Genomic DNA, 15,026 nt, shown 5'->3' with positions numbered 1-15,026 from the left:
ATGCCAAAACTGATTATTCTGCCCCATCCCGAGCTCTGTCCGGACGGCGCGGCCCTCGAAGGCGCGACCGGTGAAACCATTCTGGACATCGCGCTGCGCAACGGCATCGAGATCGAGCACGCCTGCGAGAAGTCCTGCGCCTGCACCACCTGCCACTGCGTGGTGCGGGAAGGCTTCGACTCCCTCGAGCCGAGCGACGAGCTGGAAGACGACATGCTGGACAAGGCGTGGGGGCTGGAGCCGGAGTCTCGTCTCAGCTGCCAGGCCAGACTGGCGGACGAGGATCTGGTGGTGGAACTGCCCAAGTACACCCTGAATCTGGCGTCTGAGCGCCACTGATGACCCCTTAATTACACATGAGTGAATTGCGCGTGCAGCATCTCGTGGTGCAGTAATGATATGGTGAAGGCCGTGACCCTTGAGGGAGCGGCCTTTTTTGTGCCCGTGATTTCCCTATTCGTTGATGAAAGTGCCAATAAAAAGGAAGCAAGAGAACATGGCTGACATGATGAACGTACGGTTGTCTTCCCAGGCCGCCGCCGCCCACTGGGGCGAGGGTGCCCTGCTCAGTTTCAACGGCGACGAAGCCCATATCCATCTGGGCAGCGGCCAGGAGAAGGAGGCGCTGCGCGCCATCCAGCGGGGTGCCAGACGCCTCGAGTCGAGCGGCATCAAGCGCGTCAAGCTGGTGGGTGAGGGCTGGAATGGGGAGCGTCGCTACGCCTTTGCCCAGGGCTTCTATGCCGCCAAGGGGGTTCGCGAGCTCGATTTCGGCGAGCAGAGCGACCAGGAGGCTGCCGAGCTGGCGGCTTTGCTCAAAGCGACCCGCTGGGTGCGCGAAGTGACCAACGGCTGCCCGCAGGAGATCTACCCCATGAGCCTGGCGGAATCCGCCCTGCTGCTCATCCGCAGTCTCGCCGGTGACAAGGTGACCGCCCGCATTACTGCCGGGGAGGCGCTGCAGGAGGCCGGTCACATCGGGATCTGGTCGGTGGGCCGCGGCAGCGAGCGCGAGCCGGTGCTGCTGGAGCTCGACTACAACCCGACCGGGGATGCCAATGCCCCCGTGCTGGCGGCGCTGGTGGGCAAGGGGATCACCTTCGATTCCGGCGGCTACTCCATGAAGTCCTCCGACAACATGCTGCCGATGAAGTCCGACATGGGCGGCGCCGCCATGGTGACCGGCGCGCTGGCGCTGGCCATCAGCCGCGGCCTGAACAAGCGGGTGAAACTCATCCTCTGCTGCGCCGAGAACCTGGTCTCCGGCCATGCCTTCAAGCTCGGTGACATCCTCACCTATCGCAACGGCATCTCGGTCGAGATCCAGAACACCGATGCGGAAGGCCGCCTGGTACTGGCTGACGGCCTGCTGGCCGCCAGCGAAAGCGGGGCTGCCTATATCCTCGACGCCGCTACCCTGACCGGCGCCGCCAAGACCGCGCTGGGCCGCGACTACAACGCCGTGTTTGCCCTCGATGAGGTCGAGCAGGCCCGTGCGCTGGCAGCCGCCAAAGCCGAAAACGAGCAGGCCTGGGCGCTGCCGCTGGAGCCATGGCACGCGGGCCAGCTCACCTCCGCCTTTGCCGAGCTGGGCAATGTGGCGTCCGCCGAAGGCACCGCCGGTGCGACCACCGCGGCGGCCTTCCTGTCGCGCTTCGTGCGTGGCGAAGGCAAGGGCTGGGTGCACCTGGACCTGGCCGCTTCCTATCAAAAATCGGGCAACGATCTGTGGGCGACCGGTGCCAAGGGCCACGGCCTGCGCACGATTGCCCGCTGGCTGCAGGAGGTTGAGTGAATGAGAGTCTGGCTGAATCAAGCATTTGGTGAAGGCTTTGGACAATCGGTGAACAGCGCCACGGCCTGCGTATTATCTGTCACCCGCTGGCTGCAGGAGGTGAGTGCATGAACATCTGGTTGAGCCGAGAATTTGCCGCTCCCGAGTGGGGTGAGGGGGCGCTGCTCTCCCACCGCGCCGACGGCATGGTGATCCATCTGGTGACCGCCAGCCCCTTGCTGGATATCCAGCAGGCGGCACGGCGTCTGTGCAGTCAGGGAATCCAGCAGGTGGTGCTGGCCGGTCACTGGGAGCGCGAGCAGCAGTGGGCCTTTGCCCAAGGGCTGCAGACCCCCAAGGTGGAGGTCGAGCTGCAGTGGGCTACTTCGTCCGAGGAGGATCGGGAGGAGCTGGAGGCGCGCTGGCTGTGCGGGCGCTGGGTGCGGGAGATGACCAATGCCACGCCGGAACAGCTGGGGCCGCTGGAGCTGGCGGTTGAAGCCGCCGCCTTCATCACCGAGCTGGCGCCGGACCGGATCAGTCATCGCATCCTCAAGGGGGAAGCCTTGCAGCAGGCGGGCTGGGTCGGTCTCTACCAGGTCGGCCGTGGCAGCGAGCGCGAGCCCGTGCTGCTGGAGCTGGACTTCAACCCGAGCAAGGATCCCAAAGCCCCGGTGGCGGCAGCGCTGGTGGGCAAGGGCATCACCTTCGACTCCGGCGGCTATTCCATGAAGACCTCCCAGGGCATGCTGACCATGAAGCACGACATGGGCGGTGCCGCCATTGTGACTGGCGCCCTGGCGCTGGCCATTCTGCGCGGCCTCGACAAGCGGGTGAAGCTCATCCTCTGCTGCGCCGAGAACCTGGTCTCCGGCCACGCCTACAAGTTGGGTGACATCCTCACCTACAAGAACGGCACCACGGTGGAGATCGTCAACACCGATGCCGAGGGGCGGCTGGTGCTGGCCGACGGCCTGCAGCTGGCCGGGGATTCCGGCGCGCCGCTGGTCATCGACGCCGCGACCCTCACCGGGGCGGCGGTGATGGCGCTGGGGGGGCGTTACAATGCTCTGTTCGGGCTGGACAAAGGGCTGGTGAGCCGCGCCATGGGCTATGCGGATACCGAACAGGAACCCGCCTGGCCGCTGCCGCTGGAACCTTGGCATCGCCAGCAGTGCCCGTCCCACTATGCCGACACCGCCAACAGCCGGCCCGTGCCGGGCGGCGGTCCGGGTGGTGCCTCCAACGCGGCGGGCTTCCTCTCCCGCTTCGTTGCCAATGAGGGGCAGGGCTGGCTGCACGTCGATCTCGCCGCCTGTTTCAGCGAGAACGGCGACAACCTGTGGGCACCGGGGGCCAACACCCTGGGGATGCGCACCATCGCCCACACCCTGCTGGCGGAGGTCCGCTGACCGGCAACGACAAGGGCACCTGCGGGTGCCCTTTCGACAGGGGGAGGGTGAGCAATAGCCTGGGTTTCAGGGGGTTAACATGACTATCGTGCACAAGCGCACATTTTTTCCTGCCAGCCTGGGCCAATATGAGTGGTGATGTTGTTTTAGGGAATAATTTGTTTAATAAAAAGTTGCTTTTCTGTGTGTTATTTCGCTTTTTGTTTACGTATAATCGCCGCCGAACATGGATTCTAACAATAAATCTCTGTAGTTAAGGAAAGATCTCAATGGCCATCGAACGTACCTTCTCCATCATCAAGCCGGATGCCGTCAGCAAGAACCTGATCGGTGCCATCTACAACCGTTTCGAGAGCGCTGGCCTGAAAGTCATCGCCGCCAAGATGCTGCACATGAGCAGCGAGCAAGCCGCCGGTTTCTATGCCGAGCACCAGGGCAAGCCTTTCTATGACGGCCTGGTCAGCTTCATGACCTCCGGCCCCGTCATGATCCAGGTGCTGGAAGGCGAAGAGGCCATCCGTCGCCACCGTGAAATCATGGGCGCCACCAACCCGAAAGAGGCCCTGGCCGGCACCCTGCGTGCCTGCTTCGCCGAGAGCATCGACCGCAACGCCGTGCACGGCTCCGATGCACCGGCCTCCGCTGCCCGTGAAATCGCCTACTTCTTCTCCGACGCCGAGATCTGCCCGCGCGGCTGATTTCTGCCGAAAGAACCCCAAGGGAGCCTCGGCTCCCTTTTGTTTTTTGGTCATTCGGTCAATATCCACTTATTCTCCAGGTGGAAAGCCGGACCCATAATTTGTACAATGCCGCCCCCTGACGTAGGTCAGCCGATAATTTATGAAGTGTGTGAGCTGAGGCCCTTGATGAGCGAAACAAAAACCAACCTGCTGGATCTTGATCGGGATGCCATGCGTGCCTTCTTCGTCGAACTGGGCGAGAAGCCGTTTCGGGCAGATCAGGTGATGAAGTGGATCTATCACTTTGGTTGTGATGATTTCGATCAGATGAACAACGTCAACAAGGTGCTGCGCGAGCGCCTCAAGGCGATCGCCGAGATCCGGGCGCCAGAAGTGAGCCGCGAACAGCGCTCCTCCGACGGCACCATCAAGTGGGCGCTGCAGGTCGGCGGCCAGGAAGTGGAGACCGTCTACATTCCGGAAGAGGATCGGGCGACCCTGTGCGTCTCCTCCCAAGTAGGCTGCGCCCTGGAGTGCAAATTCTGCTCTACCGCCCAGCAAGGCTTCAACCGCAACCTGAAAGTCTCCGAGATCATCGGCCAGGTATGGCGCGCTGCCAAGATCGTCGGCGGCAAGCGTCCCATCACCAACGTGGTGATGATGGGCATGGGCGAGCCGCTGCTCAACCTCGCCAACGTGGTACCGGCCATGCGCCTGATGATGGACGACTTCGGCTACGGCATCTCCAAGCGCCGGGTGACCATCTCCACGTCCGGCGTGGTGCCGGCACTGGACATGCTGGGTGACCAGATTGACGTGGCCCTGGCCATCTCCCTGCACGCGCCCAACGACAAGCTGCGCTCCGAGATCATGCCGATCAACGACAAGTACAACATTGAGGAGTTCCTTGCTGGTGTCCGTCGCTACCTCGGCAAGTCCAACGCCAACGGTGGCCGGGTGACCGTGGAATATGTGCTGCTCGATCATATCAATGACGACATGCAGCACGCCCACGAGCTGGCCAAGGTGCTCAAGGATACCCCGAGCAAGATCAACCTGATCCCGTTCAACCCCTTCCCGGGCAACCCCTACGGCAAGCCGAGCAACAGCCGTATTGACCGTTTTTCCAAGGTATTGATGGAATATGGATTCACCGTCATCGTCCGCAAGACCCGTGGTGACGACATCGATGCGGCCTGCGGCCAGCTGGTGGGGGAGGTGATCGATCGTACCAAGCGCACCATGAAAAATCGGATGCAACAGGATGGGATTTCCGTCAAAATGGTTTAACTTGCTAAGCCATTGTATAGTCAGGGAATGGATACACGTACATTGATCGTAGTGGCAGCGCTCTGCGCGCTGCCAGGCTGTGTTACCGAGACCACTTACGCTGGCCAGAATTCCACCCAGCGTGAAGTGGGTCCCGATCTCAAGGCGGCAGCCCAGACCCGTCTGGATTTGGGTATTCAATATCTGCAACAGGGCAACGCCGAGCAGGCCAAGTTCAACCTTGACCGCGCGCTGCAGTATGACCCTGCCAACCCTCAGGTTTACGTCGGTTTTGCCTACTTCTACCAGCAGGTGGAAGATTTCAAGGCGGCCGAAGAGAGCTACAAGACAGCCCTTGCCATGGATCCGTCCAATGCTGACGCGATGAACAACTATGGCGCCTTCCTTTGCAATCGTGGTCGCTTCGACGAGGCGGAAAAGGCCTTCCTGCAGGCCGTCAGCCAGCCCAACTACATCAAGATTGCCGATACCTATGAAAACGCGGCACTTTGCGCCGCGCAAAATCGCAGAAATGATAAAGCAAGCGAGTATTATCGCTTGGCCTTGGGGTATAATCCCCGCAATCCAAGGTTATTGCTGGACATGGCGGAGCTTTCCATGAAAGATGGCAAGCTGCCTGATGTGCAGGCCTATCTCGCCCGTTTTGCCGATGTGTCAGACGAGAACGAGAACAGTCTCTGGTTGAGATTGCGGCTGGCGCAGGCCATGGACAAACCGGCACTACTTCACCAATTCGGGACTGAGCTGGTAAGGCAATATCCCACTTCGCAACAAGCCAAGCGTTACTTAGCCAATGACTACTGAACAGCCACACGATTTTCAAGACGACTCCCAGGCAGTTGGCCCAGGCCAGCTGCTGCGCAACGCCCGTGAACAGCTCGGCTGGACACGAGAACAGGTTGCGTCTCGCATTCACCTTCGTCTGACCCTGATTGCCGCGATCGAATCGGATACGTATGACAAGCATACGTCCCATACCTTCATTCGGGGTTATCTGCGTACTTATGCCAAGCTGGTCGGTATCCCGGAAGAGACCATCCTCGCGGCTTATGACAAGCTGGGGCTGACTCCCCCCGACAACATCGACATGCAGAGCTTCTCCCGTCGCTCCCGTCAGCAGGCCAATGACAGCCGCCTCAAGGTCGTCACCTGGCTGGTGATCCTGGTGCTGATCGCGCTCTCCGTCGCCTGGTGGTGGCAGAGCACGGCGCGTCGCTCCGCCGGTGACGAGGCCCTGGCCGCGACTGAAATGGGCGCGACCAGCAACACCCCGAGCGCCACCGTGCCGCCGGCGGTGGACGTGGCTGACCCTGTGGTTGCTCCGGCAACTTCCGCTGCGGCCGCGACCTCGGCTGACCCCGTGGCGAGCGCTGCCGCGACCACGCTGCCGGTCGATGCCAGCAGCGCCGTGGCGACCACGGCTGTTGCGACCTCTGCCGCCACGGCCACGCAACCGGCTGCCGACACCGCCACGAGCGAGCCGGCCAAGGTGCCCCAGCTGAAGATGAGCTTCACCGCTGACTGCTGGCTGGATGTCAAGGATGCCAAGGGCAAGACCCTGTTCAGCGGCCTCAAGAAGGCCAATGACGAACTGGTACTGGAAGGACCCGAGCCGCTCAAATTCATCATTGGTGCGCCCATGGCCGTCAATATCGAATATCAGGGCAAGTCCATCGACATGAGCCGTTACAACAACGGCCGGACTGCTCGCCTCTCACTGCCGCAGGAGTAATCTGTCCGCCATGTCCGCTCACGAATCTCCCATCATTCGTCGTAAATCCAGGCAGATCATGGTCGGTAATGTACCGGTTGGGGGCGATGCCCCCATCACGGTGCAGACCATGACCAACACCAAGACCACGGACGTGGCCGCCACCGTCGAGCAGATCCAGCGGATCGAGCGGGTTGGCGCCGACATCGTGCGGGTTTCGGTGCCCACCATGGAAGCGGCGGAAGCCTTCAAGCTCATCAAGCAGCAGACCCGCATTCCCATCGTCGCCGATATCCACTTCGACTACCGCATCGCCCTGAAAGTGGCCGAATACGGTGCCGATTGCCTGCGCATCAACCCGGGCAACATCGGCAACGAGGAGCGGGTCCGCGCCGTGGTCGACTGCGCTCGTCACTACAACATCCCGATCCGCATCGGCGTCAACGGCGGTTCGCTGGAGAAAGACATTCAGGAAAAGTACGGTGAACCGACCCCGGAGGCGCTGCTCGAGTCAGCCATGCGCCACGTGGACTATCTGGATCGCCTGAACTTCGACAACTTCAAGGTGAGCGTCAAGGCGTCCGACGTTTTCCTGGCAGTCGGCGCCTATCGCCTGCTGGCCAAACAGATTGAACAGCCGCTGCATTTGGGCATCACCGAAGCGGGCGGTTTTCGCGCCGGCGCGGTGAAGTCCGCCATCGGTCTTGGCATGCTGCTGAGCGAAGGCATCGGCGACACCCTGCGGATCTCGCTGGCGGCCGATCCGGTGGAAGAGATCAAGGTGGGTTTCGACATCCTGAAATCCCTGCGCATCCGTTCCCGCGGCATCAACTTCATCGCCTGTCCCTCCTGCTCCCGCCAGGAGTTCGACGTCATCGGCACGGTCAACGCCCTGGAAGAGCGGCTGGAAGACATCATCACCCCGATGGATGTATCCATCATCGGTTGCGTGGTGAATGGTCCTGGCGAGGCGCTGGTCTCGGATCTGGGTCTGGCGGGTGCGGCCAACAAGAGCGCCTTCTACGAGGGTGGTCAGCGGGTGGACCGGCTCGACAACAAGGATCTCATCCCGACCCTGGAGCGCCGCATTCGCGCCCGGGCCGCCATGCTGGATCCGGCCAACCAGATCCAGGTGGACGAGGGTTGAGCAACCAAGGGCCACTCAGGGTGGCCCTGTCTTTAGGTTGCTGATTTTACATCCCGCATTGGAATACCCTGATTTTACCTCGGGGTCGAAAATCCCTATAATGCGGCCAAATTTTACCTCTTTTTCTCGAGTATCAACGTGGCAAAACAGATCCAAGCTATTCGCGGTATGAATGATTGCCTGCCGGAGCAGAGCCCGGTATGGCAGAAAGTAGAACAGATCCTGCGCCAGGTCGTGGCCAGCTATGGCTACAGCGAAGTGCGCATGCCGATTGTCGAGCAGACCCATCTGTTCAAGCGCGCCATCGGTGAAGTGACCGACGTGGTCGAAAAAGAGATGTACACCTTTGAAGACCGCAACGGCGACAGCCTGAGTCTGCGCCCGGAAGGCACCGCCAGCTGCGTGCGGGCCGGCATCGAGCACGGTCTGCTTTACAACCAGGAACGCCGGATGTGGTACATGGGCCCCATGTTCCGTCACGAGCGTCCCCAGAAGGGCCGCTATCGCCAGTTCCACCAGTTCGGGGTCGAGCTGTTCGGCATCAACGGGCCGGACATCGATGCCGAGCTCATCATGCTGACTCACCGCCTGTGGCGTCTGTTCGGCATCAGCGAACACGTGACCCTGCAACTTAACACCCTCGGTCAGAGCAGCGAGCGCGCCGCCTACCGCGATGCGCTGGTCGCCTACCTGGAGCAGTACAAGGATCAGCTGGACGAAGAGAGCCAGCGCCGCATGTACAGCAACCCGCTGCGGGTGCTGGACTCCAAGGACGAGAAGGTACAAGCCATTCTGGTGGGTGCCCCGCGTCTGTTCGATCACCTGGGCGAAGAGAGCCTGGCCCACTTCGAGGGGCTCAAGTGCCTGCTCGAATCCGCCGGCATCCAGTATGAAGTGAACGAGCGGCTGGTTCGCGGCCTCGACTACTACAACCTCACCGTGTTCGAGTGGGTTACCAACAGTCTGGGCGCCCAGGGCACCGTCTGTGCCGGTGGTCGCTACGACGGCCTGGTGGAGCAGCTCGGTGGTCAGCCGACGCCGGCTGTGGGTTTCGCCATGGGCATGGAGCGACTGGTGCTGATGCTCGAGACCCTCGAACTCAACGGCGATATCCGCCCGGCGGTGGATGTCTACCTGGCCATGGTGGGCGAGGGCACTGAACAGGCCGGTTTCCAGCTGGCCGAGCGGCTGCGCGACGCCCTGCCTGACTTGCGCCTGATGAGCCACTGCGGCGGCGGCAACTTCAAGAAACAACTCAAGCGTGCCGACAAGAGCGGCGCGGCCATTGCCCTGATCCTTGGCGAGACCGAGGTGCAAAACGGGGAGATCACCATCAAATATCTGCGTGGCCAGGCCGAGCAACAGACCGTCACGGTCGACGCCGCCATTGCCCTGCTGGCAGCCAAAGGAGAGTAAGCTGTGGAAGTTTATACCACCGAAGAACAACAGGTTGAGGTCATCAAGAGCTGGTGGAAAGAGAACGGAACCTCGGTGATCGCAGGAACTGTTATCGGTCTGGTTGGACTCTTTGGCTGGCGCTACTACAACGAGCATCAGCAGACCAGCCAGGAGACCGCCTCCCAGGCTTACAACGAAATGGCCGCCCAGCTGGCCAAGGGTGATGCCGCCGGCTTCGAGCAGGCGCAAAGCTTCATCAGCGCCCACCAGGGTGACTCCTATGCCGAACTGGCTGCTCTGCAGCTGGCCGCCGCCGCCGTCAAGGCCGGCAAGCTGGATCTGGCCGTCGAGCAGCTGACCCAGGTGGCCACCAGCGGTGACGAGAGCATCCGTCCCATCGCCGCTCTGCGTCTGGCCCGGGTGCTGAACGATCAGGGCAAGGCTGACGAGGCGCTGGCCCAGCTTGGCAAGATCAACAACGATGCCTTCAAGGCCCAGGTCGCGGAAGTGCGTGGCGACGTGCTGCTCAAGCAGGGCAAGGCCGAAGAGGCGCGCGATGCCTATCAGGCGGCGGCCGATGCCGGCGGCCTGCAGGGCAGCGCCGAGCTCAAGCTGAAAATGGACGATCTGGCGTTGCCAGCGGTGACCACGGGTGGGGCTCCGGATGCGTAATCTGTTCAAGATGGTGGTGTTGGGGGCTGCGGTCTCCTTCGCCCTGCAGGGGTGCTCCCTGTTCAGTTCGGAAGAGGATCTCAACCCGATGGCGCCGCTGCCCAAGGTCGAGTCCGCCTTCACGGCCGATACCAGCTGGTCCTCCTCGGTGGGTGACGGCATCGGCGACTTCTACTCCCAGCTCAAGCCGGTGGTGGAAGAGGAACGCATCTATGCCGCCGCTCGCGATGGCGACGTGACCGCCTTTGACCGCGAAAGTGGCAAGGAGCTGTGGAGCGTGGATCTGGCTGACTTGCCGATCAACGCCGACAAGCGCAGCGCCCGCCTCTCCGGTGGCCTGGTATCCCGTTACGGCAAGCTGTTCCTGGGTTCCGAGAACGGGGTGGTCTACGCCCTGAACCAGGAGAACGGCGAAGTGCTGTGGCAGACCTCGGTGCCGGGTGAAGTGGTGGCAAGCCCTGCCGTCGAAGATGGCCGGGTGGTGGTGCTGACCACCTCGGGCCGTCTGGTGGCGCTCGATACCGATGAAGGCAAGCTGCAGTGGACTCTGGCGGAAGAACAACCGCCGTTGACCCTGCGCAGCGCCGGCGCCCCCATCATCACCAACGGCGCCGTGCTGTACGGCCGCGCCGATGGCAAGGTGGGCATCGCCCTGCTCAGCAACGGTCAGCCGGTGCGCCAGTCCAAGGTCGCCGACCCGCGCGGTGCCACCGAGCTGGATCGGATGGTCGACGTGGACGCTACCCCGCTGATTGCCGGCGATGAGCTCTATGCCATCGCCTATAATGGCCAGCTGATGGCGCGCAAGCTGATGACCGGTGACGAGGTATGGAAGCGCAAGTATTCCGGCTACCGCGACATGGCGGTGACCGGCAATGCCATCGTGCTGACCGATAGCCGCAGCCATCTGTTTGCGGTCGACCGTCGCAATGGTCTCGAGCTGTGGTCCAATACCCAGCTGGAAAACCGCACCGTGACCGCCCCCGTCATCCTGGGTGACTATGTGGTGGTCGGCGATGTGGAAGGTTACCTGTATTGGCTGGATCGTACCGACGGTACCATCAAGGCCATGCAGCAGCTCGACAGCAGTGGTCTGTACGCCGCCCCCCTGGTGGACGGTGACACCCTGTATGTGCAGAGCCGTGGCGGCAAGTTGTACGCTATCAAGCGTCCCTGATCGCCCGTCAATCTGAATATCCGGCTCCTGGTCTTCGGACCCGGAGCCTTTGTCGTCTTGAGAATGAGGCTTTTATGACTCCTGTAGTAGCCCTGGTGGGCCGCCCCAACGTGGGGAAATCCACCCTGTTTAACCGTCTGACCCGTACCCGGGATGCCCTGGTGGCTGACTTCCCCGGTCTGACCCGGGACCGCAAGTACGGCCAGGCGAAGTTGGGCGAGCTGGAATTTATCGTGGTGGATACCGGCGGTATCGATGGCACCGAAGAGGGGATCGAGCTGAAGATGGCCGAACAGTCCCTGCTGGCCATCGAAGAGGCCGACGTGGTGCTGTTCATGGTGGATGCCCGTGCCGGTTTGACCGCGGCGGATCAGGCCATCGCCGAGCACCTGCGCAAGACCCACAAGAAGGTGTTTCTGGTGGCCAACAAGACCGACGGCATCGACGGTGACTCCGCCGTGTCCGAGTTCTACAGTCTGGCCCTGGGCGAGGTCTACCAGATGGCGGCCGCCCACGGTCGCGGCGTACTGAGCCTGCTGGAGCTGGCGCTGGCCCCCCATCTGGAGACCCTGGTCGACGCCGCCACACAAGAAACCGCGCAGGATGAGGAAGAAGAGGACTTCGACGAAGAAGCCCTGCTGCGCATGGTGGCTGCTGGTGAACTCGACACCAAGGAAGACACCAAGGAGACGCCGTTCGCCGATCTGCCCATCAAGTTTGCCATCGTCGGTCGCCCCAACGTCGGCAAATCCACCCTGACCAACCGCATGCTGGGTGAAGATCGGGTCATCGTCTATGACATGCCGGGCACTACCCGCGACTCCGTCTACATCCCGATGGAGCGTGACGAGCAGAAGTACGTCATCATCGACACCGCCGGCGTGCGTCGTCGCGGCAAGGTGCACGAGACGGTGGAGAAGTTCTCCGTCATCAAGACCCTCAAGGCGATTGAAGATGCCAACGTCTGCCTGCTGGTGATCGACGCCCAGGAGACCATCACCGATCAGGACTTGAGCATCCTTGGCTTCGTGCTCAACACCGGCCGCTCCGTGGTACTGGTGGTGAACAAGTGGGATGGTCTGGATCAGAAGGTGAAAGAGGACGTCAAGAACGAGCTCGATCGTCGTCTGGGCTTCATCGACTTCGCCCGCGTACACTTCATCTCCGCCCTGCACGGCAGCGGGGTTGGCCACCTGTTCGAATCCATTCAGGAGGCCTACCAGTCCGCCACCCGCCGTACCAGCACCGCTATGCTGACCCGCATCATGCAGATGGCGCAGGAAGACCACCAGCCGCCGATGGTGAACGGTCGCCGGGTCAAGCTCAAATATGCCCACGCCGGTGGCTACAACCCGCCGCGCATCGTGATCCACGGCAACCAGCTCAACGACTTGCCGGATTCCTACAAGCGCTACCTCATCAACTACTTCCGCAAGTCGCTGAAGATCATGGGGACGCCGGTCCGGGTCGAGTTCCAGGAGTCGGCCAACCCGTTCGAGGGCAAGAAAAATACCCTGACCCTGAGCCAGGAGCGTCAACGCAAGCGCCTGCTCAAGGCCAAAGCCAAGAAATAAGGCCCAGCGGCTGCCCTCACCGGCAGCCGTTTTTTCTAGGAAAAGGGGAGGGGAATGTGCAGTGGGCTGACCCACTGCACATTCACTTTGCAAGGAGCCAACCATGAGTCACCTTCACTGCCCTGCCTGTCAGGGCGAGCTGGACAGTCGCAGCCGCGAGACCACCTGCAGCCAGTGCCAGGCCCGTTTCCAGATCCGGGCCCTCTGCCCGACCTGCCGGCAGGAGCTGGAGCGGCTCAAGGCCTGCGGCGCGGTGGATTACTTCTGCAATCACTGCAACAGCCTGGTATCGAAGCGGGCAGTGGTCTTTGAGGTGAGCCCGCAGGCGGGGAATTGAGGCGATAAAAAACCCGGCAATTGCCGGGTTTATGCTGTGTGTTCTGCTATCAGCAAGGTGAAGGAGCGGTTTCGGCGCCATATCTTGCGTTTGATGTCATTGAGCTTGAGTTTGCGTCTGGGGCTCCAGCCGCACTTTGCTTTTCTGACCAGTGTCGTTCTTCTGCGAGCTCGCATCTTGGTCTCCTCCCATTGGGTGGCCATCCCGGCCTTGGGTGATGATGGGAGCCTATCTGAAAGTGCTGTCATCCCGAGTGCAAGTGGATGAAATAGCGCGATAAAAACAATTTCGGATAGGCTCCGGTATGGTCGGATGGTAACAGAGAAACCACCCGAAAAACAAACCTGTCAACAAGGGATCAGCGCAGGGTGATCTGCTTGACCACTTCGGCGATGACAGTGGGGCGCTCGGCACTGGGCGGCTCGCTGCTGTCGTCATCGTCCAGCTCTTCACGGCGGTGGGCTTTCTGCTGCTCGTTGTCGAGCCAGAGCAGGCTCTGGTAGTACTGGCGCACGTTGTTGACGTAGTTGCGCGCCTCGCCGCCACGGGCATAACCGTAGCGTACCTTGCGATGCCAGCGCGACTGCTGCAGCAGCGGCAGCACCTCTTTCACGTCGCTCCAGGCATCGGGATTCTTGCCGAGTTCCTTGGTCAGGCGGCGGGCATCCATCATGTGGCCGTAACCGATGTTGTAGGCGGTGAGGGCAAACCACACCTTCTCGTCATCGGGCACCGAGGCGGGCACCTTCTCCATCATCTGCTCCAGATAACGGGCACCCCCCTTGATGCTCTCCTCCGGATGCAGCCGGTTGTTGACCCCCATCGCCTTGGCGGTGGGCTCGGTCAGCATCATCATGCCGCGCACCCCGGTGTAGGAGCGTGCCTCCGGATCCCAGTGGGATTCCTGATAGCTGATGGCTGCCAGCAGGCGCCAGTCCACCACGTTGGCGTGGGTCTTGAACAGATCCTGATACTTGGGCAGCAGGCTCTTGGCCCGCTGCAAGAAGGTGCGGGTGTCGACGAAGTCGAAATTCTGCACGTGGCCGAAGTACTTCTCGTCGAGCTTGGCGATGGCGCCGTCCATGAAGCGCTGGCCGAAGAAGTCGATGATGCTGGCGTAGAGGCTGTCGTCCGGCAGCTTGGTCATGGCCCAGGCCACGGTCTGGTTCTTGGCCAGGGTCATCCCTTCGGTGAGCTCGGGGTAGTAGCGCTGGGTGCGGGCCAGCACGGTATCCTGCACCACCGTGTAGTCAATCTTGCCGTCGGCCACCTGCTTGAGCAGCTCCTCCACGTCGGCATCCCGATTGGTGCTCCACTTCAGGTTGGGGTACTGCTTGGCGAGCTCCTTGAGCAGATCTTCGCCGGTGGAACCGGCCGGTACCACTATATTGCCCTTGAGATCGCCGATGTCCTTGGGTTTGGGAGAACCATTGCGATAGACCAGCTTGGGGGAGACTTGGTAGAAGCCGGGGCCGAAGCGAAACAGCTGGCGCCGCTCCGGGGTGACCACGATGGCGGCGGCAGCCAGATCCAGCTTGCCCTTTCTCAGCAGTTCCACCAGTTCGGCGGTGGAGTAGACCGGCACTATGGTCAGCTTGACCCCCAGCCAGTCGGCATAACTCTGCGCCAGCTCGTAATCGAACCCCTGGGCGGTGTCGTCACGCTGGTAATAAGAGGTGGGGCCGTAGATGGTGCCAACCCGGATCTCGCCTCGCTGGCGGATCTGCTCCAGCTGGCTGGAGGGGGTGTAGAAGTCGCAACCGACCAGGGTCAGCAGCAACGTCAGCCCGATAAACAGTCGAAAAATGCAGCGCAAGTAGGTGAGTACCCTTGTTGAAAAAATCGGCATTTGTC

At 61.7% G+C, this 15,026-nt stretch carries 14 protein-coding genes; 13 read left to right on the top strand and 1 reads right to left on the bottom strand.

The window, feature by feature from the left end; translation table 11 throughout:
• From fdx to OKB87_RS07415, 13 genes are all read left to right on the top strand, one after another.
• Positions 1-339 carry an ISC system 2Fe-2S type ferredoxin gene (fdx, locus tag OKB87_RS07475; RefSeq protein ID WP_005299781.1) on the top strand — a complete coding sequence of 113 codons (339 nt, stop codon included), beginning with the start codon at positions 1-3 and terminating at the stop codon, positions 337-339.
• A 157-nt stretch (positions 340-496) separates the two neighbouring features.
• Positions 497-1,795 carry an aminopeptidase PepB gene (gene pepB, locus OKB87_RS07470; RefSeq protein ID WP_270827001.1) on the top strand — a complete coding sequence of 433 codons (1,299 nt, stop codon included), beginning with the start codon at positions 497-499 and terminating at the stop codon, positions 1,793-1,795.
• A gap of 107 nt (positions 1,796-1,902) precedes the next feature.
• Positions 1,903-3,186, top strand: coding sequence for an aminopeptidase PepB (gene pepB / locus OKB87_RS07465; protein WP_270826999.1), 1,284 nt, complete (start codon positions 1,903-1,905; stop codon positions 3,184-3,186).
• A gap of 269 nt (positions 3,187-3,455) precedes the next feature.
• On the top strand, positions 3,456-3,884 hold the full coding sequence (ndk, locus tag OKB87_RS07460; protein ID WP_011705641.1) for a nucleoside-diphosphate kinase: 429 nt from the start codon (positions 3,456-3,458) through the stop codon (positions 3,882-3,884).
• Positions 3,885-4,052: 168 nt separating this feature from the next.
• Positions 4,053-5,156, top strand: coding sequence for a bifunctional tRNA (adenosine(37)-C2)-methyltransferase TrmG/ribosomal RNA large subunit methyltransferase RlmN (locus tag OKB87_RS07455; RefSeq protein WP_011705642.1), 1,104 nt, complete (start codon positions 4,053-4,055; stop codon positions 5,154-5,156).
• A 12-nt stretch (positions 5,157-5,168) separates the two neighbouring features.
• Positions 5,169-5,960: a PilW family type IVa pilus biogenesis/stability lipoprotein TapF gene (gene tapF / locus OKB87_RS07450; RefSeq protein ID WP_263676424.1), complete on the top strand. Its 792-nt coding sequence runs from the start codon at positions 5,169-5,171 to the stop codon at positions 5,958-5,960.
• The gene (rodZ, locus tag OKB87_RS07445; RefSeq protein ID WP_029301241.1) at positions 5,950-6,888 is read left to right on the top strand and encodes a cytoskeleton protein RodZ; all 939 of its coding nucleotides are present in this window, start codon (positions 5,950-5,952) and stop codon (positions 6,886-6,888) included. The genes tapF and rodZ overlap by 11 nt, the downstream gene beginning before the upstream one ends.
• Positions 6,889-6,898: 10 nt before the next feature.
• Positions 6,899-8,014, top strand: a complete 1,116-nt coding sequence (ispG, locus tag OKB87_RS07440) for a flavodoxin-dependent (E)-4-hydroxy-3-methylbut-2-enyl-diphosphate synthase (protein ID WP_016350405.1) — start codon at positions 6,899-6,901, stop codon at positions 8,012-8,014.
• 138 nt (positions 8,015-8,152) lie between these two features.
• On the top strand, positions 8,153-9,430 hold the full coding sequence (hisS, locus tag OKB87_RS07435; protein ID WP_270826994.1) for a histidine--tRNA ligase: 1,278 nt from the start codon (positions 8,153-8,155) through the stop codon (positions 9,428-9,430).
• Between the two features lie 3 nt (positions 9,431-9,433).
• The gene (locus OKB87_RS07430; RefSeq protein WP_270826992.1) at positions 9,434-10,084 is read left to right on the top strand and encodes a YfgM family protein; all 651 of its coding nucleotides are present in this window, start codon (positions 9,434-9,436) and stop codon (positions 10,082-10,084) included.
• Positions 10,077-11,261: an outer membrane protein assembly factor BamB gene (bamB, locus tag OKB87_RS07425; protein ID WP_024944077.1), complete on the top strand. Its 1,185-nt coding sequence runs from the start codon at positions 10,077-10,079 to the stop codon at positions 11,259-11,261. Before OKB87_RS07430 ends, bamB begins: the two co-directional genes overlap by 8 nt.
• Before the next feature lie 74 nt (positions 11,262-11,335).
• Positions 11,336-12,835 (top strand): ribosome biogenesis GTPase Der, encoded by a 1,500-nt coding sequence (gene der, locus OKB87_RS07420; protein WP_270826989.1) that lies wholly within the window; start codon positions 11,336-11,338, stop codon positions 12,833-12,835.
• 103 nt (positions 12,836-12,938) lie between these two features.
• Complete coding sequence (locus tag OKB87_RS07415) at positions 12,939-13,172, top strand: zinc ribbon domain-containing protein (RefSeq protein ID WP_041216326.1); 234 nt, start codon at positions 12,939-12,941, stop codon at positions 13,170-13,172.
• Positions 13,173-13,530: 358 nt separating this feature from the next.
• Here OKB87_RS07415 and mltF read toward each other — a convergent pair whose 3' ends face one another.
• Positions 13,531-15,021, bottom strand: a complete 1,491-nt coding sequence (mltF, locus tag OKB87_RS07410) for a membrane-bound lytic murein transglycosylase MltF (protein WP_011705651.1) — start codon at positions 15,019-15,021, stop codon at positions 13,531-13,533.
• Positions 15,022-15,026: the final 5 nt, after the last annotated feature.

Origin of the sequence: Aeromonas sp. Y318-1 (genome assembly GCF_027706125.1) — a bacterium.
Taxonomy (GTDB): Bacteria; Pseudomonadota; Gammaproteobacteria; order Enterobacterales; family Aeromonadaceae; genus Aeromonas; species Aeromonas hydrophila.
The sequence above is the reverse complement of the archived record's forward strand: the minus strand, read 5'-3'. Positions and strand labels throughout refer to the sequence as shown.

Excerpts from the sequence above, each read along its gene's own strand:
- fdx (WP_005299781.1), top strand. The coding sequence starts at position 1 with ATGCCAAAACTGATTATTCTGCCCCATCCCGAGCTCTGTCCGGACGGC.
- pepB (WP_270827001.1), top strand. The coding sequence starts at position 497 with ATGGCTGACATGATGAACGTACGGTTGTCTTCCCAGGCCGCCGCCGCC.
- pepB (WP_270826999.1), top strand. The coding sequence starts at position 1,903 with ATGAACATCTGGTTGAGCCGAGAATTTGCCGCTCCCGAGTGGGGTGAG.
- ndk (WP_011705641.1), top strand. The coding sequence starts at position 3,456 with ATGGCCATCGAACGTACCTTCTCCATCATCAAGCCGGATGCCGTCAGC.
- OKB87_RS07455 (WP_011705642.1), top strand. The coding sequence starts at position 4,053 with ATGAGCGAAACAAAAACCAACCTGCTGGATCTTGATCGGGATGCCATG.
- rodZ (WP_029301241.1), top strand. The coding sequence starts at position 5,950 with ATGACTACTGAACAGCCACACGATTTTCAAGACGACTCCCAGGCAGTT.
- ispG (WP_016350405.1), top strand. The coding sequence starts at position 6,899 with ATGTCCGCTCACGAATCTCCCATCATTCGTCGTAAATCCAGGCAGATC.
- bamB (WP_024944077.1), top strand. The coding sequence starts at position 10,077 with ATGCGTAATCTGTTCAAGATGGTGGTGTTGGGGGCTGCGGTCTCCTTC.
- der (WP_270826989.1), top strand. The coding sequence starts at position 11,336 with ATGACTCCTGTAGTAGCCCTGGTGGGCCGCCCCAACGTGGGGAAATCC.
- OKB87_RS07415 (WP_041216326.1), top strand. The coding sequence starts at position 12,939 with ATGAGTCACCTTCACTGCCCTGCCTGTCAGGGCGAGCTGGACAGTCGC.
- mltF (WP_011705651.1), bottom strand. The coding sequence starts at position 15,021 with ATGCCGATTTTTTCAACAAGGGTACTCACCTACTTGCGCTGCATTTTT.